The sequence below is a fragment of the Gottschalkiaceae bacterium SANA genome (assembly GCA_036323355.1).
GTDB lineage: Bacteria > Bacillota > Clostridia > Tissierellales > GPF-1 > GPF-1.
Map to the genome: position 1 here is coordinate 1289622 of AP028876.1, position 19733 is coordinate 1309354.

Annotated in this window: 21 protein-coding genes; 16 read left to right on the top strand and 5 right to left on the bottom strand. The window is 41.1% G+C overall.

The annotated features are described in order from the left end of the window. Positions 1-49: 49 nt before the first annotated feature. Entirely contained in the window at positions 50-1243 is a 1194-nt protein-coding gene (locus AC25CA_RS06050) for a dicarboxylate/amino acid:cation symporter (RefSeq protein WP_486816157.1), read from the bottom strand. Positions 1244-1450: 207 nt separating this feature from the next. Between AC25CA_RS06050 and AC25CA_RS06055 the strand changes: the two genes are divergently transcribed. The 14 genes from AC25CA_RS06055 to AC25CA_RS06120 all read left to right on the top strand — a co-directional run bounded on the left by AC25CA_RS06055 (position 1451) and on the right by AC25CA_RS06120 (position 14495). Then, a complete protein-coding gene (locus tag AC25CA_RS06055) occupies positions 1451-2002 on the top strand; it encodes a TetR/AcrR family transcriptional regulator (RefSeq protein ID WP_486816158.1) in 552 nt (183 codons plus the stop codon). Positions 2003-2013: 11 nt separating this feature from the next. Further along, positions 2014-2685, top strand: a complete 672-nt coding sequence (locus AC25CA_RS06060) for a hypothetical protein (RefSeq protein ID WP_486816159.1) — start codon at positions 2014-2016, stop codon at positions 2683-2685. A gap of 143 nt (positions 2686-2828) precedes the next feature. Further along, a complete protein-coding gene (locus AC25CA_RS06065) occupies positions 2829-4331 on the top strand; it encodes an amidase family protein (protein WP_486816160.1) in 1503 nt (500 codons plus the stop codon). Beyond that, positions 4306-5019, top strand: coding sequence for a Crp/Fnr family transcriptional regulator (locus AC25CA_RS06070; RefSeq protein WP_486816161.1), 714 nt, complete (start codon positions 4306-4308; stop codon positions 5017-5019). The genes AC25CA_RS06065 and AC25CA_RS06070 overlap by 26 nt, the downstream gene beginning before the upstream one ends. An 89-nt stretch (positions 5020-5108) precedes the next feature. Continuing rightward, on the top strand, positions 5109-6350 hold the full coding sequence (locus AC25CA_RS06075; protein ID WP_486816162.1) for a DUF438 domain-containing protein: 1242 nt from the start codon (positions 5109-5111) through the stop codon (positions 6348-6350). A 149-nt stretch (positions 6351-6499) separates the two neighbouring features. Then, positions 6500-6988 carry a flavodoxin domain-containing protein gene (locus AC25CA_RS06080; protein WP_486816163.1) on the top strand — a complete coding sequence of 163 codons (489 nt, stop codon included), beginning with the start codon at positions 6500-6502 and terminating at the stop codon, positions 6986-6988. Next, a complete protein-coding gene (locus AC25CA_RS06085) occupies positions 6981-7574 on the top strand; it encodes a TetR/AcrR family transcriptional regulator (RefSeq protein ID WP_486816164.1) in 594 nt (197 codons plus the stop codon). Before AC25CA_RS06080 ends, AC25CA_RS06085 begins: the two co-directional genes overlap by 8 nt. Beyond that, positions 7574-7960 (top strand): FMN-binding protein, encoded by a 387-nt coding sequence (locus tag AC25CA_RS06090; RefSeq protein WP_486816165.1) that lies wholly within the window; start codon positions 7574-7576, stop codon positions 7958-7960. The genes AC25CA_RS06085 and AC25CA_RS06090 overlap by 1 nt, the downstream gene beginning before the upstream one ends. A 169-nt stretch (positions 7961-8129) precedes the next feature. Next, entirely contained in the window at positions 8130-8747 is a 618-nt protein-coding gene (locus AC25CA_RS06095) for a TetR/AcrR family transcriptional regulator (RefSeq protein ID WP_486816166.1), read from the top strand. A 183-nt stretch (positions 8748-8930) separates the two neighbouring features. Then, positions 8931-10130, top strand: coding sequence for an iron-containing alcohol dehydrogenase (locus AC25CA_RS06100; protein ID WP_486816167.1), 1200 nt, complete (start codon positions 8931-8933; stop codon positions 10128-10130). 34 nt (positions 10131-10164) lie between these two features. After that, the gene (locus tag AC25CA_RS06105) at positions 10165-12129 is read left to right on the top strand and encodes an aldehyde ferredoxin oxidoreductase family protein (RefSeq protein ID WP_486816168.1); all 1965 of its coding nucleotides are present in this window, start codon (positions 10165-10167) and stop codon (positions 12127-12129) included. Then, positions 12116-12349, top strand: a complete 234-nt coding sequence (locus tag AC25CA_RS06110) for a MoaD/ThiS family protein (protein ID WP_486816169.1) — start codon at positions 12116-12118, stop codon at positions 12347-12349. Before AC25CA_RS06105 ends, AC25CA_RS06110 begins: the two co-directional genes overlap by 14 nt. A gap of 1 nt (position 12350) precedes the next feature. Beyond that, positions 12351-12584, top strand: coding sequence for a 4Fe-4S binding protein (locus AC25CA_RS06115; RefSeq protein WP_486816170.1), 234 nt, complete (start codon positions 12351-12353; stop codon positions 12582-12584). 141 nt (positions 12585-12725) lie between these two features. Then, entirely contained in the window at positions 12726-14495 is a 1770-nt protein-coding gene (locus tag AC25CA_RS06120; RefSeq protein ID WP_486816171.1) for a glycerophosphodiester phosphodiesterase family protein, read from the top strand. Between the two features lie 23 nt (positions 14496-14518). Here AC25CA_RS06120 and AC25CA_RS06125 read toward each other — a convergent pair whose 3' ends face one another. Continuing rightward, the gene (locus tag AC25CA_RS06125; protein WP_486816172.1) at positions 14519-15766 is read right to left on the bottom strand and encodes a cation:proton antiporter; all 1248 of its coding nucleotides are present in this window, start codon (positions 15764-15766) and stop codon (positions 14519-14521) included. Positions 15767-15787: 21 nt separating this feature from the next. After that, positions 15788-16408: a TetR/AcrR family transcriptional regulator gene (locus AC25CA_RS06130; protein ID WP_486816173.1), complete on the bottom strand. Its 621-nt coding sequence runs from the start codon at positions 16406-16408 to the stop codon at positions 15788-15790. Positions 16409-16630: 222 nt separating this feature from the next. On the opposite strand from AC25CA_RS06130, the gene AC25CA_RS06135 reads away from it, so the two are divergent. Next, the gene (locus tag AC25CA_RS06135; protein ID WP_486816174.1) at positions 16631-17392 is read left to right on the top strand and encodes a DUF2087 domain-containing protein; all 762 of its coding nucleotides are present in this window, start codon (positions 16631-16633) and stop codon (positions 17390-17392) included. Between the two features lie 79 nt (positions 17393-17471). Next, positions 17472-17873, top strand: coding sequence for a YkvA family protein (locus AC25CA_RS06140; protein ID WP_486816175.1), 402 nt, complete (start codon positions 17472-17474; stop codon positions 17871-17873). Between the two features lie 33 nt (positions 17874-17906). On the opposite strand, the gene AC25CA_RS06145 is transcribed toward AC25CA_RS06140, so the two are convergent. Both AC25CA_RS06145 and AC25CA_RS06150 read right to left on the bottom strand, forming a co-directional pair. Then, complete coding sequence (locus tag AC25CA_RS06145) at positions 17907-18530, bottom strand: YdcF family protein (protein WP_486816176.1); 624 nt, start codon at positions 18528-18530, stop codon at positions 17907-17909. Between the two features lie 133 nt (positions 18531-18663). Then, positions 18664-19707, bottom strand: coding sequence for a MerR family transcriptional regulator (locus tag AC25CA_RS06150; RefSeq protein WP_486816177.1), 1044 nt, complete (start codon positions 19705-19707; stop codon positions 18664-18666). Positions 19708-19733 lie beyond the last annotated feature (26 nt).

Genomic DNA, 19733 nt, shown 5'->3' on the forward strand with positions numbered 1-19733 from the left:
AAAGAAAGTCCCCGCCGCTTGGGTTCAAGTGACAGGGACTTTCTTTTGTTTAGGCTGCTTTTTTCAGCTTTGCTTCATGTTTGAATTTCTTGTTGAAGAGGGAATCGACGATCATAGCAATGGCGCCGTCTCCCGTTACATTTGTTGCGGTGCCAAAGCTATCCTGAGCGAAGTGAAGAGCAATCATCAGGTCAAGCTGTGGTTGAGCGAATCCCAACATAGAAGACATTAAACCCAAGGCTGCCATAACGCCGCCACCAGGAATGCCCGGTGCGGCAACCATGGTGATACCCAACATAAAGATAAATGGTGCCATCATTGCGAGAGTTGGGGCTTGACCAAAGAGCAGCATAACGCCCATGGAAGCCAATACCAGGGTAATGGTATCACCTGCCAAGTGAATGGTAGCGCCTAGTGGAATAACAAAATCAACAATATCATCTGAGACTTTGTTCTTACGGGCACAATCCAAGGTAACGGCGATTGTTGCTGCGGAAGACTGTGTACCCAAGGCAGTAAAGTATGCGGGAAGCATATTTTTGATGGCTTGAAGGGGTTTCTTGCCGCTTACGATCCAAGCAATCAAATACTGAACGACGATATAAGACAATTGTAGAATAATGATCAGGACGAAAACAGATGCGAAGGCAGCGATGGTTTGGAAAATTTGACCCGCTGCCGAAATTTTTGCAAATACCCCAGCAATGTGGAAGGGAATCAACGGAATCAGTACATAGTGTACCGTCTTTGCCATCAGTGCCTGGAAGTCTTTGGTTACTAGTAAAAGTTTGTTGGATTTTAAGGTTGACATCCCAATTCCTAAGACGAAGGCGAAGATTAAGGCTGTCATAACGCCCATAATTTGACCCATTTGAATGGTAAAGAAGGGAGCGACGTTTACGCTGGATTCCATGGATAACTCACCCATGGTAATGACGCCTGGGAGGATCGCGCTACCAATAAAGAAGGCGACGAAGCCTGCTGTAACTGCGGAGCAATAGGCGATTAGTGCTGTAATGCCTAGGGTTCTTCCGGCCTGCTTGCCAAGATCGGCAATTCCGGGAGCCACAAATCCAATAATGATGCATGGGATCATAAAGGACAAAAAGTTACCAAATATGGAACTGAAGGTGGTCATTAATCGAACAAGCATCAGTTGATCAGCACTGGCCGAAAGCAAACCGATAATGATGCCGGCAATAATGCCAAGAATTAATTTTGGTAATAGTCCAATTTTTTTCATAATGCAATCTCCTCTGGTGTTTTTTAGTAATGACGAGATCATATCAAAATCGGGCATGTCCGTCAAGAGAAAACAAACATCTTTCCTAAAAAAACATAATTGGGATATTTTGGCTAAATCATGACAGAAACGTCACGAATGTGTGCTTGACTCAATTAGAAGAATCAGATAAGATTTAAATGAACATTGTTCAAATAAGGAGGAAGCATGCCTAAAATTTTAATGAATCCCAAGGAAACAATTTTACGAATTGCAAGATTCCATCTTTTGGATCAGGGGATTGAAACTCTGAATATGCGAGCAATTGCTAAAGATGCCGAGATTTCTGTAGGGACACTATACAATTATTTTCCAAATAAGGATTATATCGTAATTGCCTTAATGGCAAGCTTTTGGGAGGATTTTATAGAGGAAGTAGAGACCTATGAAGCCGAGGGAGAAACACTTTGGAGCAATTTGCGAAAAATGTATGAGAAGTTGGCGGATACAATGAAAGTTTTTCGAGTAGAATGGCTTAGTGGAGAAGGATTTCAAAGCCAAGAAGCCAAGGGTGAGGGAGCCAAGTATCAAGAGCAATTGCGGAATCGAATCTTGATTGCAATCGAGAGACAATTTGAACAATTCGATGAGTCCAGCGATGTTTTTACGGAAAATGAGCTGGCCCGTTTGGTCTTGTCCAATTGGTTAGGGATGCTGACCAACTCATATATGGATTATAAACTCTTTGAACGGGTATTAAGTAAGACTATTGAAAAATAAGGAGAGAAAAAATGGGAATATTTGAAGCAGTATTTGATGTATTTTATTTGGTTAGCGTGATCTGGTTATCGATTTTGATGATTAAGGAAGGCAAGAAAGGTTCTTTGGTTTGGTTGTTTGGGTTGATGGGATTGATTCTGGGCGCTGGAGATTCTTTTCACTTGCTGCCACGTATCACCTCGCAATTGACAAATGACTTTGCGTCTCATGCATTTGCATTGGGATATGGGAAGATGGTTACTTCAATTACGATGACAATTTTTTATGTGATTTTATATCGTATTTGGGAGATTAGAAATGGGAAAGCACCACAATTAGGAATGCGAGTGATTATGGCTGTTTTGGCAGGGATTCGAGTGGTGTTATCCTTGATGCCACAAAATAATTGGGCGCAATTGAGCGGATCTTATGTGTGGGGAATCTATCGCAATATACCATTCACAATTATGGGTGTTTTGATTGTTTGGTTGATTTTGAAAGAAGCCATAGCAAAAAAAGACAAGACCTTCATGAAGATTGGAGTAGCGGTTATTGTATCTTTTGCCTGCTATATTCCTGTGGTTTTATTTGCAGCGCAAGTTCCTGCAGTAGGTGCATTGATGATGCCAAAGACCGTTGCTTATTTGATGGTGGTTGTTTTTGCTTATCAAGCGATGAAAGCCAATACCTTAAAAACATTGTAATTTTTTTCTTTTGTCCTTTCTTATTCCTTTGTAAGGAGTAAGAAAAGGGATGAAGAGGATGGATTGAAATATGGTATGATGGGACTAGGAATTATTGGAATTTACATGCTAATTTGGATGTGCAAGCCCAAGGAGGATAGCCCATGACAATGGATCAGTGGATGAAAAATCAAATGGAAGCGCAAGTTGCAGAGGAACGGACAACATCAAATATACAGTGCCTTGATTTTTCTATCTTTAAAGAGTCGATGGATGATCAAACGAAGAAGATTGATATTGCCATGTCGATTGCTGAAATTCAAACGGCATTCGATAAGGGGATTTTCACGAGCGAGGAGCTAGTGATAGCCTATATTAAAGAGATCGAGAAAAGGCAAGAATACCATGCGGTGCTTGCCCTCAATCCAGATGTTCTAGAGGAAGCGAGAATGTATGATCAAGCACGAATTAATGGCGTTCACCTGGGCGACTTGCATGGTATACCGATCTTGTTAAAGGATAATATCGGCACGAAAGCGCCTTTGCAGACAACAGCCGGCGCAGTTGTGTTAAAGAATGCAGTCCGAGAAGAGGATGCAATTTTGGTGCAGCAGTTGAAGGCTGAAGGTGCTATCGTTCTGGGGAAAACTAATCTTAGCGAATGGGCGAATTTTATGTCACAACCCAGCATTAATGGATTTTCAACCCTGGGTGGCTATACCCATAATGCCCATGGTGATTTTGATGTCAGTGGATCTAGTTCCGGATCGGCTTGCGGCATGGCCCTTCATTTAGCAGCGGCGACACTGGGGTCCGAAACAGCTGGTTCGATTATTTCTCCTGCAAGCCAAAATGGCGTTGTTGGTTTTAAACCTGCCTGGGGGCGGGTCAGCACCGAGGGTGTGGTTCCTATTGCGGGATCTTTGGATGTAGTTGGTCCCATAACAGGTTGCGTAAAAGATGCTGCTTTGGTGTATTCTGGCATGCAAGCTGATTTTGATGCAAGAGAAGTGAAATGGTCGAAGGATGCTCTTAAAGGAAAACGAATTGGATTTGTAACAGGCCATTTAATAGAAGAGGATATTCGTAAAGGGACGGATGCAATTCTTGATCAGCTGAAATTGGACTTGGAGTCTACTGGGGCGGAAGTGATCGAAATCCCGATTGAACAGGATGCAGTTGCTTTAGATATTCTTCCGGTTTTGTTTAATGAGATGAAATCTGGAATTAATGCATATTTGGATAGCCTAGGTGAGGGAGCGCCCGTGAAGACTTTGGGTGAAATTTTGGCATATAACCAAGCTGATTTAAAAAATCGTGCCCCCTATGGTCAGGCATTACTAGAGGAATCTAATCAAATAGAAATTTCTCAAATAGACGCTCAAGCCTTGGTTGCTAAAAATAGGGCTCTTACTCAATCTGCCTTAGCTAAAGCGCTTAATTCTGTTGATATGATTGTATCCATTGGAACGGAACTTACAACCATGTATGCTATGGCAGGTACGCCAGCACTTACGATTCCAGCGGGTAAACGAGAATCAGGAGAACCTGTAGGGGCTACCTTTATGGTAGGAGAAAACGATACATCAGATCTGTTTAGATACGGATATGCCTATGAGCAGAGTAGACAGGAGGATACGCATGGAAGTCATTGCGATCCATTGTAATCAGTGCAGGGAACGATATTGTACCCAGAAAGTATCAATTTTTGCAGGACTCAGCGTAGATGAAAATGCAGAGGTTCATGGATTGATTCAACGGCTCTCCTTTAAAAAGGGGGAGTTGCTTGCCTTGGATGGTCAGCCTTATGATCGCTTGATGATTGTACATGGAGGTCGATTAAAGGCTTACCGAGACACGGCGGATGGGAAGCAACAAATCTTGCATCTATTTGGACCAGGAGATTTTTTAGGTGAACGATCTTTGTTTACTGAAACAAATTCCGCTTATACGGTGGAGGCTTTAACGGATGTTGCGGTTTGTACCATTCCAAGTATAGCTTTTCAAGAACTCTTAGATGACTATCCATCGATTGCGAAAAAAATCCTAGAAACCCTATCTGATCGACTGTCTCATATGGAGCGGACAATTGAATCTATGGGGGCGAAGACCATCGACAAGCGTGTAAGTGCGGTGCTTGTGGATTTTACTGAGAAGTTTGGAAAATGGCAAGGCGATCAGTATGAACTGGAGCTGCCCTTGAACCGTGAGGGGATTGCCAACTATATTGGACTAACACGTGAAACGGTCACCAGAAAAATGAAGCGATTGGAGCGGGATGGATTGATTCGTGCTGTTGGAAATAAAAAAATCGAAATCCTGGATTGGAAGGCTTTGCGGGATAGTGGAGAATAATCTTAAATAACTTGAAAACTGTGATGTATTTCACAGTTTTTTTCCTTGTTTACGGGTAAAATGACATCAAGACATTGAAAAGGAGGATTATGATGAGTGAGATGATTAACAATCGCCAAGAGAGACAGAAGATGTTAAAGCAATTGATTCTTGAATTGCATGGTGGTGCATCTGTGGAGGCGGTGCAGGAACGATTTGGCAAGTTGATTGAAGGTGTATCGGCAACAGAGATTTCGGAGATGGAGCAGAAACTCATTCAAGAAGGCATGCCAGTTGAGGAAGTGCGACGATTATGCGATGTTCATGCAGCTGTATTTAAAGGATCTATCGAAGAAATCCATGGCACCCAGGAAGCTACTAAGATTCCGGGTCATCCACTTCATACCTTTTTTCAAGAAAATCGTGCCTTGGAAGAATGGTTTATGGACCGCTTGCAACCCGCAATGATTCGATGGATGGGTGCACCTGAGGGAAAATATCGAGAAGACTTGATTCTGCTTTTTGAGGAATTGAAGGGCATTCATACCCATTACTCTCGGAAAGAGAATTTGATGTTTCCCTTATTGGAGCGCTATGAAATTACTGCACCGCCTAAAGTAATGTGGGGCGTTCATGATGAGATTCGAGGAAAAATTAAAGAAGCAATTCGTTCCATTAAGGATGGTGGAACACCAGCAAGCCTGAGAGAATCGCAATTGGAACCCTTGATCCATCAGATTAAGGAGATGATTTTCAAGGAAGAGAGTATTCTTTTTCCGATGGCGATTGATACCCTGACAGAGGATGAGTGGTTGGAGATTGCTGATAGCAGTGCGGAAATTGGATTCTTCTTGTTTACACCAACGGTGATTTGGAAACCCGAAAGAAAATTAGAGAATCTTTTACAGATGGAGCCGGAAGAGACCACGCTTATGGGTGAGGTAAAATTTGATGCCGGTGCCATGACACCGGAAGAAATAAATGCCATATTGAATACGGTGCCGCTGGACATGACCTTTGTGGATAAGAATGGATTGGTCAAATATTTTACTCAGGGAAAAGAGCGTGTCTTTGACCGTCCAAAAACAATTCTGGGACGACACGTATCAAATTGTCATCCGCCTGCAAGTGTGCATATCGTTGAGAAGATTGTTGAAGATCTAGAGGCAGGTAGACGTGATCATGTTGATTTTTGGATCCGTATGGGACCGAAGTTTGTTATGATTCGATATTTTGCGGTTAGAAATGCGGAAAAAGACTTCTTGGGTGTTTTAGAAGTGACGCAAAATATTCAACCGATTCAGGAGATTAGAGGAGAGAAGAGGCTATTGTCTGAAGAGGAAACAAAATAAAGAAAGAGTTTTAATAGTAAGCGCGAATTTTGCGCTTACTTTTTCTGTTAAAAGAATTTTCTGAAAATGACTTGACAAATTCAAAGAGGTGAATATAATGGTATTAACAGTGTTAATTAAATGAATATCGTTAATAAATGGAGGGAATAATGAAAACTGCAATTCTATATGGATCAAAGTATGGAGCAACAGAATGCTGCGCAAAGAAAATTGCAAGTGAAATCAATGGACAAGTGGAACTGATTAATCTTTTAGAAAAAAAGCCGCATCTCATGAGCGGATATGATTTTGTGCTGATGGGGGGAGCCGTCTATGCGGGAAAAATGGCAGATGATGTGATTCATGGAATCAAAGGCTTGCAATTAGGGAAGACTCCTTACGGGCTTTTTATTTGTTGCAAAGACGATGCAGAAAAGGCTGAAGGCTATTTACGATTCAATCTTGGCGATAAGCTCGTAAATGGGGCGATTATCTTTGAGCATCTGGGTCATGCAATAAATTTGGATAATATGAATGTCTTTCTTAAAATCGCTATGAGATCAATGTTCAAGATTAAAGAGAGTTATTCTGATTTCAATTCGGCTGCCATTCATCGAGTGGCGAATCAAGTGAATCGCATGGAAATCAGCCATGGGTAACAAAGAGATTCAAATTCAACGTATGAAAGGGTATTTTCTTGATGCCGCCAAGGAAATTTTGGCAGAAGAAGGAGTCAAGAAAATTTCGGTTCGAAAGGTTGGCGATCGGGCAGGATACTCATATGCCACAATTTACAATTATTTTAAGGATTTAAATGAGCTTCTGATCTATTGTTTGGCTGATATGCTGGAAGACGCCTATCGTGAGCTGCTTGAAGAAAAAGAAGAAGGCTTGGACCCGAGAGATCAGTTGATTCGGTATGGAGAACGGTACTTTTTGTACTTTTCAGAGAATCCGGTCCTTTTTCAATTGCTCTTTGTCGAAGATCTGGGAGCAACACCGGAAGAGGTAACGGCAAAAATGAGTGATATGCCATCGGTTGGACACTTGCTGATGGAATGTATTTCAGCCTGTGCCAAAATTGGGTACATAAGGAATGATGAAGTTGAGTTACTAGCGGAACTTTTGGTTGCCTCGATTCACGGAAAGTTGTTATTTTATTTAAAGCGGAGAAGCCTCGAGCCGCAAGATGTGATTCTTGGGAAGATTAGAAGTGAAATTCAATATTTAATTGGGAGTATGTGATGAAACGATTACGGAAAATTGGAATGATTCTATTGGTCTTGGTAGTTTTGTTTGCTGGAGGGACCTGGATGATTGCGGGACAGTTGTCAAAGAAAATTAACAAAGAGATTCAAATCGGTGAAATGAATTTGGATGGGATGGAAGACGGTGTATACATGGCTTCTTATGTGTACAATGAAGCAATGGGGGCGACGGTCGTTGTGACTGTGGTCGATCATCAGATCGGAGAAATTGCCATTGAAGAACATAAAAGTGGATTGGGGAGCAAAGCTGAGCAGATTGTTGATCGAGTTATCGACCAGCAAAGCTTGCAAGTGGATGCAATTTCTGGCGCGACAGGAAGTAGTAAGATTATATTAAAGGCGATTGAAACGGCTCTACAATAGCGATGTATAACAATGGATCTATAAGTGAAAAAGGAATAAGAAAGGCCATAATTCTAACGTTTGTTGTTTTTTTAACAAACCATTGTAGAAGTATGGCCCTTTTTGATAAGATTATTTGTTAAAAATTAAATTATATAAACAATTGAATAATTAGAAAATAGAGAGTACAATGAATTTAGATGTTAGTCGGTCGGTTGGCCGACAAAAAGGTGGGAATGAAATGGGGCAAAAAGAAAGTAAGAGAAATATTAAAGAAGATATTCTTGTGGTGGCAAGCGAATTGATGATGCGTAAAGGTGTAAAGGAAACGAGTCTGAAAGATATTGCTAATGCAGTGGGCATTAGTAAGGGAACACTTTATTATCATTTTTCATCGAAGGATGATATGATTTTTGAGATTGCTGATAAGCATCTTACTGAAGTAACCGATCGACTGGGACAATGGGTTGAGAATATTGATAACGATGCAAGTTTTGAACATGTATTGTCTATTGTGATTGAACGAGTATCGAATCTTGAGACACGTTCAACGCTTCATATCTATTTGCTAGGTGAAGCCATTATGAATAATGAAACGCTTCGACTGCGTTTCAAGATGAAATATAATGAGTGGTTTAAATTGGTTGAAACGACATTAAAGAGTCACTTACAAGAGAAAAAGATTGACGTCAAGGTCTTGTCTTTCTTGGTCGTGGCGATTCTTGATGGATATAGTATTCAGAAATTGGTTGGTATAGAGGGAGTGCCATTCGAAGGAACTGCAAAAATGATTGCCAGTATCGAATAGTGTTGTTACATAATAGTAATTTCATCCTTGTTATCGGTCGGTTGACCGACTGATGTTTTTAATAATGAGTAGCTGAATTTCGAAAAGTCGATATTTCCCAAACCAGAAATTAATTTTCTAGTGGGTCCTGATTGTATGAGAAATGAAAGTTAAGATGGATTTTATTTTAAGGAGGAATCATAGATGAATAAACTGTATTGTAGATCTTTTCAACAGATGATGCGAGTTGGTATGCCCTTGATGCCATGGCGGAAGCCTGAGTTGTTGGAAGGAGAAGGAAGCCTTAAAAAACTTCCGGCATTGATCAAGAGTAAGGGGATTGGAAAAGTATTAATTGTAACAGACAAAGTGATCGCTTCACTTGGTTTGATGGATCCGATGCTGGAGAGTATGAAAAATGAAGGTGTGCAATACAAAATCTATGACAAAACAGTTCCCAATCCGACCATTGACAATATTGAAGAGGCCCTGCTTTTATACAAAGCCAATCATTGTGAAGGGATCATTGCATTTGGTGGCGGATCTGCCATGGATTGTGCAAAAGGGGTAGGGGCTCGAGTCGCAAGGCCAAAGAAAACGATTCCCCAACTTAAAGGGATGATTAAGGTTAGAAAAGCATTGCCGCCACTTTGTGCCATACCGACAACGGCTGGTACGGGAAGTGAGACGACTATTGCAGCCGTCATAACAAATAGCAGAACCCATGAAAAATATGCCGTCAATGATTTCGCCTTGATCCCGCATTATGCTGTACTTGATCCATTAGTTACGATTGGTCTTCCGCCACATATAACATCGACAACAGGCATGGATGCCTTGACGCATGCAGTTGAGGCATATATTGGGCAAAGTAATACCGAGGAAACCAGACGAATGGCGATTGATGCAACAAAGTTGATATTTGAAAACGTCTATACCGCATATTCTGATGGCATCAATATTGAAGCGCGGAAAAATATGCAAATGGCAGCTTATTATGCAGGTGTTGCCTTTACCCGTGCTTATGTTGGATATGTTCACGCGGTTGCCCATACCTTGGGTGGATTCTATGGCGTTCCACATGGATTGGCAAATGCGGTTATACTCCCCTATGTTTTGGAACAATTTGGAGAATCGGTACACAAGCCTCTTTCAGAGTTGGCTGATGCTGTGAAAATCACAAAATCATCAGATTCAGAGGAGCAGAAGGCAAGAAAATTTATTGAAGCCATAAAGGAACTCAATAAGAAAATGGAAATTCCAAATAAGGTAACAGGTATATTGGACAAGGATATACCAATTATGGTTGAACGCGCAGATAAAGAGGCCAATCCACTTTATCCGGTTCCAAGGTTAATGGATAAAAATGAACTCAGTGGGATCTACAAACTGATTATGGCTTAGTCCTTTTGTGTTAAAGTGAGTGGAGGTTTGTATAATGGATAGTAAATATGGTGGTTATATGGGTAAGGTGATGAAGATCAACCTTACGACAAGAGAAATTAGTGATTATCCATTTTCTGATAGGGAAAGGGAGTTATTTATAGGTGGCAAGATCATGGCTGCCAAGATACTGAGTGATAATTTGACGGGAAACGAAACGGCTTTTTCGAATGAAAATATGTTGGTTATCACAACGGGTCCCCTTACTGGGACGGGTGCACCTAGTAGTAGTCGATTCAATATTTCTTCTCTTTCTCCGCAGACGGGGATTCTTGCCTCATCGAATTGTGGTGGCAGTTTTGGTTATTTTTTAAAAAAAGCGGGTTATGATGCCTTGATCCTCCAAGGAAAAGCAAAAGAGCATGTTCGTATCGTGATCAAGAATGACCGCGTTTCCTTTGAAAATGCAGATGATTTGTGGGGCATGCGTACGGGTGAGACTCAAGAACATTTGCCGGTGCGCAGTGGTAATATTGTGATCGGACCAGCCGGTGAGAATTTAGTTAAATATGCTTGCATAGTCAGCCAGGAACGGGTTGCTGGTAGAGCAGGTCTTGGTGCAGTAATGGGCTGGATGAATGTAAAGGCGGTTACGGTTTCAGGTAATAAGACGGTGCCAATTTTTAATGAAGTTAAAAACAAGAAGCACAATAAAAAATGGTATAGCGACCTTAAAAAACACCCTATGACGGGTGATGTGATGCCCCGTCTCGGCACGGCGAGTTTGGTCAGTCCTATGCAGATGCGAGGTATTCTGGCAACCAAAAACTTCAACTTTGGCTACTACGAAGAATTTGAAAAAGTTAATGGTGAAACGCTAGCGGAAAAGCATAATATTGTCAATAAAGGCTGTTTGTCTTGTCCAATCAAATGTGCAAGGACAGTTGAAATTGATGGGAAAGCAGTAAAGGGACCTGAATTGGAGACACTTAGTCTTCTAGGTGGCGGGATTCTCAATAACAATATGGAGCAGATCCTTCGATGGAACTATGAGCTGGATGAATTGGGGATGGATACGATCTCTGCAGCATCTACTTTAGCTTGGGCCATGGAGGCATCGGAAAAAGGCTTGTGGGACAATGGCCTTAAATTTGGCGAGACTGAAGATATCTTGAAGTTGTGGCAAGATGTTGCTCACAGGCGCGGTATTGGCGATGAATTGGCAGAAGGAACCAAGCGTCTTAGTGATAAATATGGTGGTAAGGAATTTGCCATGAATTCAAAAGGACTCGAATTGTCTGCTTATGAACCGAGAAGGGCTGTCGGTCAAGGGTTGGGGTATGCAGTATCAAATCGGGGTGGCTGTCACCTAAATGGCGGTTATCTTGTGGTATTAGAAGGACTTGGTTTAGATATTAATTCGCAAACCAGTCATGGAAAGGCAGATTTGACTATGCTGATGCAGGATTTGATGGAAATGCTTTCTGCCACAGGCCAGTGTCTATTTACATCTTTTGCTATGTTCCCAGGTCCATTGTTAACAAAACCCAATGCTTTTTACACCAAGGCTGTTAATCGTATGTTGCCCTATATGGGTGGAGCTGTCAGAACGATCAATAAATTTCCATTGAATTTAGGTTTTCACTTGCCCGTATTTCCTCAGACCAAGAGTGTCGAATATGTGACAGGGATGAAAATGGGATTTGGAAAGTACTTACGAACGGGTGAGCGAGGCTACAGCTTGGAACGATCTGTTAATAGTCGATTTGGAATCAATAGCAAAGATGACGCATTACCCGAAAGGTTGACGAAGACACCTCAGGCGGCAGATGATCCTCGAACCGTTGTCCCGTTGGAAAAATTGAAGCCCGTATATTACAAAGCGCGAGGTTGGGAAACGAATGGATTGCCGTCAGTTAGAACTTTGAAGAAGTTGAAGTTGGAGTATGTTACCTCAATTCCTGAGAGCAAGCCCCTCAAGAATTTGGATTTTGAGGATCGTTTACATGGTGAAGGCTAAGTTTTTTGGTGTCTTGCGATTGAAGTCTGGAATTTCAACAATATCGATTGAGGCAGACCGAGTTAGCGTGGTCATCGAAAAGATCGTCTTAACAGGTAAAGTAGGTGAAGAAGAGCTGAAAGGCTGCATTATTCTAGTCGGAAAGAAGCGGGTTAAACTGAAGTCTAAATTACAAGATGGGGATGAAGTCGTATTCCTCTCGCCAGCTGGAGGTGGTTGAAATGAAAAAGGGAAAGCAGAAGGCTAATATAGATGAAACTTTGTGTTGTGGATGTTCGCTATGCGTGGTGAATTGTCCTTTTGGATGTATAGAAATTTCGAATCCTAAGGAGCGTGGTGATATTCATACGGTTGCAGTGTTGGTTCAACCGGATCAATGTATAGGATGCCAGTTATGTGAAAAGGCATGCCCTATCGATGCAATTTCAATGGTTTTATTATCTACCCATGCATAAATGTCTAGTTAGAGAAAAAGAACTATTGGCTGAATGGCTAATAGTTCTTTTTTATAGTGTGCCAAGACTCAATTAGTTTCTCAATTTAAGATTTACTTAATCTTTCTGTGATACAATTTTAGTATCTTATGGAGGTGTACCATGTTAGATGTTTTTCAGCGATCCTGGAAAGACTTTTTCTTTGGATTTCGTCGATTCACTAAATATCAAATTGTGACAAGATTATTCTTAGCACTGATTATATTACCAATTTATCGGAAGTTTTTTTCATTTCTTATGAGGAGTCGTGGATTTGATGTCTTCGCTAATAACCAGATTCAGGAGTTTCTCTTTTCAATTCAAGGATTTATAGCAACGCTTTTCTTATTGATTACCGTTACCGTAATCATTTTTATTGAGATTGGTGGAGTCGTGGTGTTAAGTCAGCAGGTGTATGAACGGTTGCCAGAGTCTTCCTACTGGAAGGTTTTTTCTTTTTGTTTGGAGCGAGCACGCAAGATTGGTATTTTTGGGGGTCTTTTATTTCTTTTTTACATGGCAGTCCTGGTACCATGGTTGAAGATTGGCGTCTCTAATAGTCTGATCCAGTCTTTGCAGATTCCGCCTTTCATTATAGAATATGCGCAAACACGATTGTGGGCAGATTTGATTTTAAAGACAATTTCGGTAATTGGGATCATTTATTCAATACAATGGGTTTTTTCTTTGCATTTGATTCTTTTAAAGGATATGCGAGCCTCGGTAGCCATGAAACGAAGTCGGGTGTTGCTGAAAGAGCATTGGTGGGAGATAATAAAAGATTTAGCTTTCTTGGCTGTATTGAATGGGGTCGTGATCATAATTATTATCGGTATATTTTTCGCCATTTCAGCGATTTCAATTTTTTTGGTGAATTCTGGTCTTGCCGGTCAACGTGTTTTCTTGTCTGTGTTTGAAAGCTTTATCGCTTTGATCGCTCTTGCTGGAACATGGGTCATGGTTCCTTATGGAATTCATCGTATTACGGTTCTTCTCAATCGCTTTGAAGTGATTGAACCCATTGCAGAAAGGATAAAAATCGGTGGGAATATCCAATGGATTGATTGGTTTTTTACGCGTAGGAAAGTGATTGCTGGTGTTCTTGTGATCTTTGTATTTTTCCTTGCGGGATTCATGCAGTTTTATACCGCACAGCTAGATCAAACAAGACCGGTCTATATCACTGCGCATCGGGGGGACATGCAGGATGCGCCTGAGAATACCATCGCGGGAATAGAATCAGCGATCAAAAAGAAAGCCGATTATGCGGAAGTTGATGTGCAGATGCTGAAGGATGGTCATTTAATACTATTGCATGATAGTAATTTCTTGCGGACGACAAATGTTGATTTGCCTATAGCGGAAGCAACTTACGACCAGGTCGTTTTGTTGAATGCAGCAGCAAATATGGACTGGCCTCATGTAGAATCGGTTCCTCTTCTAGACAACGTATTAGGGCTTGCAAAGGGGCGAATTCGATTGAATTTAGAATTAAAAACGGCGGACAATCAGAAGGAAATTGCAATTCAAGTCACTCAAGCGATTGAAGCGGCGGGGATGGAGAGAGAGGTTGTGGTCACATCGTTGGATGAATCGGTTCTTAATGAAGTAGAGAAGATCATGCCGCAGGTGCGAACTGGATTAATAGTCGTTTTGACTTTGGGTGAGGTGGAGAAAATTCCGGTCGATTTTTTCAGTATGGAGATTTCTCGTGTTAATGAAGACCGGGTTGAGAAGATTCATTTGGCTGGTAAAGAGGTTCATGTTTGGACCGTCAATACAGAGGAAGAAATGGAAGAGGTACTGAGTATGGGCGTTGATGGACTGATTACAGATCAGGTGGGAATAGCACAGCAAGTATTGAAAGAGAGAAAAGAATTACGGTTACAATAAAAGCCCTCAATAGAGGGCTTTGCTTATGCGCTTTGTAGGGTATTTTCAGATTTTTGACTTGCTATTTCTCCAGCTAATTTAAATCCTTGCTTTGCGAGGATAACGGCAAAGATTTCATTGATTACGGCTGCAGCCGCAATGGTTCCTTGTATGATACTAGCATATTCAGGTGCATTTTGGCTTAAGACTCCAACTGAAATTCCGGTAAAAATAAGAGAAACGCCAGAGTGGGGTAATAAAGTGAGGCCCAAGTATTTTTTCACGGTATTGGGGGCTTTTGAGAGAACGGAGCCCAAGTAGGAACCGCTAATTTTACCGAATGCCCGTGCGAGGATGTAGACGGCGGTAAACCAACCGGCACCTATGATCAGATGAAAATCAAGGGGAGCACCTAGATCAAGAATCAATAAAATCATGGCAATTACAACAAATAAATTGATTTCACTTTTGATTTTCGTCATCCGTTCTTGTGGAAGCAGGTTTGTAAAAGTGGCTGCAAAGGAGACGCCAATCAGCATTAAATTCATCATGGGAGAAGGTAAAACGTGTTCATTAATAAGTAAGCTGAATGCAGTAGCGATACCGACGCATACCCCAAGTGTTATCACAGTTTTGGTTTTGGAAGACTGTGGCTTTAGAAAATAGGAAGCAAAAATGCCGTAGGCAATACCAAGTAGAATTGATAGACAAAGGACCAGAGGCGCATAGTACAAGGGAAGTCCACTCCCTGACAATCGGTTGGAGACAATGCCTAACACCGTGAAGAATACGAGGATCGCGATAACATCATCTAAAATTGCCAATGGCATCAGGGTTTTTGTAACCGGTCCCTTTGTTTTATACTCACTGATAATGGATAAGGATGGAGCCGGTGCGGTTGCTAGAGCGATCGACCCCATTAAGAAAGCCAGGTAGAGTGGAATCGCTTGCAAGTAAAAAAGGATTCCAAAGGCAACTGAGACGACGAAAAAGGTATTAAATCCTTCTGCCAGACAAATGATAAAGATTTGTTTCCCTGATGTTTTCATTTCTTTCCACACAAGCTCTGTACCGATAAATATACCAGCGGTTAACTCGCAGATGCTAATAATGGCATGAAACCATGAGCTTTCCATGATTTCAAGACTGAACCACCCCAGTGCATAGGGGCCAATGAGCATACCTGTTAACAACCAACCCAGTATGGCTGGCATATGAATTTTCGCAATTAGTTTTCCTGCTAGGACGGCAAGTAGCATAAATGTAATGAGTAGTATTATTCCTTTTAGCATGGTTCTTTTCCTCCAGATGATTTATTCGACAATACCATAAAAAAGCATATTGAAAAGATTGATGTATTCGTCAGCATATTGGTTAATATGGTCGGCTGTTTGATTTGTTAAATCAATGTATTCCTTTTGGAATCTCATATGAATAAAATCTTCAAGATTCATAATAAGATCGATGGCCTCCTCTTGATTTACATTGGATTTTAAATCTAGTTCAGATAAAATATGTTGCCAAAATTTGCGATTCGTTTCAATGATTGGGGCACGCATTTTATGGATTTGCGGAATGAGATGCGTCGGTGGATTAAAAATAACGGTATAAAAGATCCGAGCATATAATTGATTCTCACCAAAAAAGGCAGAACGTTTTTGGATATATGCCTGAAGGTTTGATTCCATAGAGGCTGACTGGGGTTCGAAGTTTTTCTCGAGATAGTGACTCAAGTCGAGGAATAGTTTCTGGACACAGAGTAAAAATAGTTCATCCTTGTTCCGATAGTAGTGAAACAAGAGTCCTTTTGAGAGGTGATGTTTTTTACATAATTGATTAATGGTTACAGATGCATAATCTTGACTACCGAATTCAGTTAAACTAGCTTGGAGAATCCTTTTTCGACTCATCTTATTTTTTTCTTCTTGATTCATAACATACTCCTTTATTAAGAAAACAAACCACTTGGTCTGTTTTACAGTATAATCTCATTTTGATCGAAATTCAATAAGAAAATTATAGAAAATTGGAATTGTTAACAAACGAGGTTGATAAAAGTTTACCTTTAGGCAAAACAAATACGAAAAATGTTTGCAATATAAATAACAGTTCGATATAATGATTATAGAAAAGATAAACGCAGGAGGATTTTGTTGATGAATAAACGAATCAAGGAAGCAAGTCTTGAACAATTGCTGAAGGGTTATGTAGAGGAAGAAGATCGTTTTATTTGCTTGCAGTGCGAACAACGATTTATGAAAGGTGAAGTGTATCCCCAAGGTGAGCGTTACTTGATGGCAGAAACTGCTACACGGGAGCATGTATTATCAGAGCACCCCCCGCTATATGAAACGTTAATGAATTTGGGAAAGAAAGAAGTGGGTTTGACTGACAAGCAGAAAGAAGTTTTAATGGATTTTGCAGCAGGGCTAACGGATAAGCAGATTGCTGGAAAACAGGGAATTGCGCAAAGTACGGTCCGTCATCAGCGATTTGTATTTAAAGAGCGTGCCCAGCAGGCGAAATTGTACTTGGCGATTTACCAACTGGTCGAAGAGGCAACACAAGGAAGAAAAGAGGATGAGTTCTTGGACATACATGAAGGAGCGAAAATGGTGGATGATCGATATATCATAACAAAGAAAGAAGAAGACAAAGTAAAGAATAATTTTTTACTTTCAGAAGTTCCCTTGCGCTTGAAGGCGATTCCAAAAGGCGAAAAAAGAAAACTGGTATTGTTACGGTTGATTGTCAAAGAGTTTGAGATGGAGAAGCGATATACGGAAAAAGAACTCAATCAGATTCTTTGGGCCGTCTATGAAGACTTTGTTACCCTGCGCCGTTATCTGATTGAGTATGGCTTTATGGATCGAACCAGAGATTGTCGGGAGTATTGGGTACGAGAGGGTCAAGTTTAATTAAGATTCGCTTTATTCTTATGAGGGCAGAGCGTTAGCTTGTTTTTGTGGTATCCTTAAATCAAAGGAGGCGTATAAAATGGACCAAGATAAGAGGGCGAACAACGAATACGCGGACATGTATAATGAGAAGTCGCTCTTTAACAAGTTTAAGACGGTAGCACAAAAGGCGGGCATTATTGTCGTTTATGCAAGCTTGGTGCTGTATTATACCTTGCAGGATGCGGAGATTCCTTTATGGGCAAAATCAACGATTGTTGGTGCATTGGGTTACTTCATTTCTCCGATTGACGCCATTCCTGATTTCACCCCTCTCGTCGGCTTTTCAGATGATTTCGGTGTCTTAGTTCTGGCTATTGCGGCTGTTTACATGTATATCAATGAGGAAGCCCAGGAAAGGGCGCGCAAGAAGTTGTACGATTGGTTTGGGGATTTTAATCCAGATGATTTAAAATCGATGGATGACCGAATGAAGAAATGAACGAGTAAAAAGACCGATGAAAATCGGTCTTTTTTAGCGGAGAATGGTATCTTTTACAACTGCGACAATTTCTCGGATTGTGTTTTTTACGATAATTATGGGAACGTTAGGAGCAGATTCTCCAACAGCGTTGATTCCAAATCGCTTTGCCAACATCTTGGCGCGATACATATGATACTCGGTGGTGACAATACCGATATGTCGAAATTCAGAATCGTTGGGTTCAAATTCTAAGGAATCGATGATCGTCTTGCTGAAGGTCAGGTTTTCCACCGTTGAAGTGGATTGATCTTCCAATAAAATCGATTCGCTTGGTACGTTGAGCTGCACGAGATAGTTGTACATGGCTTCCGCTTCACTGATCCACTCGTCATGACCTTGCCCACCCGAGACGAGGATTTTCATCTTGGGATTCTTCTCAAAGATCTTTGCAGCAGTTTGTAGGCGTAATTTCAACTGTGGGGAGGGCTGATCACCCCATACACCAGCGCCCAGTACAATTAGCACATCTACGGAAGACGGTTCCTCAATGGTTGAGTTCCATTCGCTGCGAATGGCGAGGAATGATAGGGCTGAAGTAATTAGTCCAATAAGCAGAATTAATCCGACGAAGCGGAAGATTCGGGACTTGTAGGAGATGCTAGAATTTTTACACATTTTTCACCTTTTCTTTTTGACAAGGAATCGTACAAGGAGTATGTTGATTTTTATTCTATAGTCAGTATTTCTGATTATGACAAAAGCGTCAACCCTTAGGTAAAAGAATTAAGAAAAAGGCAAACAATAGTTATTATTTTTCGATTTTAACTACCCAGCAGATATCATCGATCTGCAATTTTGTGAGTGTCAACCCCTTTGCGGTTGTGAATTCAGACAGATGTACAATGACGCTGTAGAACTCATCATTGACTTCATTGATTTGTTCTTGAGTCATGGTTGCCATCAACCGCTTTTTTTCTGCGTTACTTTCGAACATCATATCGCCGATCACAATGGAACCATGTGGTTTCAAAACTCGAATCATTTCATCCAGTGCAATCTCTTTTTCCTGTTTTTTGAGATGGTGAAAGGCGTAGGTGGAAGCGATAACTTGAAAAGTCCCATTGTCGAAGGGGAGGTTCATAAAATCTCCTAAACGTACTTTTAATTGCGGCAATTTTCTTTTGGCTATAGCTAGCATCTCGCGTGATTGATCGACACCAATAACCCTGGCGCCTTTATCAAGTAGCCGTTTGGAAAGGTTGCCGGTTCCAATGCCGATATCCAGCAGTAACGGTGGGCTTGTTTGATTCAAGGGGCAATGACTTGCAACCGTATCCAATAAGTTGTCATAGGATTGATAGATTCCATCCTGATCTTTCATGCGGTTGATGGTGTCATCGTAGTGGGCGGCCCAATCATTGAAATTCCATTGATCCTTCCATTGGGTTCTAATCTGATAGCTTGTTTGGTTGTTTTGAATAAGTTGGCTGATTTGTTCGGATTGTGTCTCAGCTGTACTTTCATACAAGGTATCCAGCACCTGTTCAAGTGTGTTGCGAATCCCTGTCAGACGATGAATTTCGTGATTGGTTAATTCCCAAAGCTGGTTGAATTGATCCAGCGGCGACTTGTCTGTGTCGGATGTTAAGATGGTTTTGATTTGATCAATGGATAGTCCCAATGCACGATAGAGAAGAATACGCTGTAAGCACAAAACATCTGTTTCCTCGTAGAGACGATAGTCATTATTTGGATCTCGTATCGGTTTGAGCAATCCTTTCTTTTCGTAGAATCGAATTTTATTGGTGGTGACTTGAAACAAGTCAGCCAACGTTTTGATAGTATGTGGCATATGTGATCTCCTTTTCTTTGATTAAC

What these genes read in the sequence shown, in the direction of transcription:
- AC25CA_RS06050 (WP_486816157.1), bottom strand. Translation starts at nt 1,243, where the DNA reads ATGAAAAAAATTGGACTATTACCAAAATTAATTCTTGGCATTATTGCC.
- AC25CA_RS06055 (WP_486816158.1), top strand. Translation starts at nt 1,451, where the DNA reads ATGCCTAAAATTTTAATGAATCCCAAGGAAACAATTTTACGAATTGCA.
- AC25CA_RS06060 (WP_486816159.1), top strand. Translation starts at nt 2,014, where the DNA reads ATGGGAATATTTGAAGCAGTATTTGATGTATTTTATTTGGTTAGCGTG.
- AC25CA_RS06065 (WP_486816160.1), top strand. Translation starts at nt 2,829, where the DNA reads ATGACAATGGATCAGTGGATGAAAAATCAAATGGAAGCGCAAGTTGCA.
- AC25CA_RS06070 (WP_486816161.1), top strand. Translation starts at nt 4,306, where the DNA reads ATGGAAGTCATTGCGATCCATTGTAATCAGTGCAGGGAACGATATTGT.
- AC25CA_RS06075 (WP_486816162.1), top strand. Translation starts at nt 5,109, where the DNA reads ATGATGAGTGAGATGATTAACAATCGCCAAGAGAGACAGAAGATGTTA.
- AC25CA_RS06080 (WP_486816163.1), top strand. Translation starts at nt 6,500, where the DNA reads ATGAAAACTGCAATTCTATATGGATCAAAGTATGGAGCAACAGAATGC.
- AC25CA_RS06085 (WP_486816164.1), top strand. Translation starts at nt 6,981, where the DNA reads ATGGGTAACAAAGAGATTCAAATTCAACGTATGAAAGGGTATTTTCTT.
- AC25CA_RS06090 (WP_486816165.1), top strand. Translation starts at nt 7,574, where the DNA reads ATGAAACGATTACGGAAAATTGGAATGATTCTATTGGTCTTGGTAGTT.
- AC25CA_RS06095 (WP_486816166.1), top strand. Translation starts at nt 8,130, where the DNA reads ATGAATTTAGATGTTAGTCGGTCGGTTGGCCGACAAAAAGGTGGGAAT.
- AC25CA_RS06100 (WP_486816167.1), top strand. Translation starts at nt 8,931, where the DNA reads ATGAATAAACTGTATTGTAGATCTTTTCAACAGATGATGCGAGTTGGT.
- AC25CA_RS06105 (WP_486816168.1), top strand. Translation starts at nt 10,165, where the DNA reads ATGGATAGTAAATATGGTGGTTATATGGGTAAGGTGATGAAGATCAAC.
- AC25CA_RS06110 (WP_486816169.1), top strand. Translation starts at nt 12,116, where the DNA reads ATGGTGAAGGCTAAGTTTTTTGGTGTCTTGCGATTGAAGTCTGGAATT.
- AC25CA_RS06115 (WP_486816170.1), top strand. Translation starts at nt 12,351, where the DNA reads ATGAAAAAGGGAAAGCAGAAGGCTAATATAGATGAAACTTTGTGTTGT.
- AC25CA_RS06120 (WP_486816171.1), top strand. Translation starts at nt 12,726, where the DNA reads ATGTTAGATGTTTTTCAGCGATCCTGGAAAGACTTTTTCTTTGGATTT.
- AC25CA_RS06125 (WP_486816172.1), bottom strand. Translation starts at nt 15,766, where the DNA reads ATGCTAAAAGGAATAATACTACTCATTACATTTATGCTACTTGCCGTC.
- AC25CA_RS06130 (WP_486816173.1), bottom strand. Translation starts at nt 16,408, where the DNA reads ATGAATCAAGAAGAAAAAAATAAGATGAGTCGAAAAAGGATTCTCCAA.
- AC25CA_RS06135 (WP_486816174.1), top strand. Translation starts at nt 16,631, where the DNA reads ATGAATAAACGAATCAAGGAAGCAAGTCTTGAACAATTGCTGAAGGGT.
- AC25CA_RS06140 (WP_486816175.1), top strand. Translation starts at nt 17,472, where the DNA reads ATGGACCAAGATAAGAGGGCGAACAACGAATACGCGGACATGTATAAT.
- AC25CA_RS06145 (WP_486816176.1), bottom strand. Translation starts at nt 18,530, where the DNA reads ATGTGTAAAAATTCTAGCATCTCCTACAAGTCCCGAATCTTCCGCTTC.
- AC25CA_RS06150 (WP_486816177.1), bottom strand. Translation starts at nt 19,707, where the DNA reads ATGCCACATACTATCAAAACGTTGGCTGACTTGTTTCAAGTCACCACC.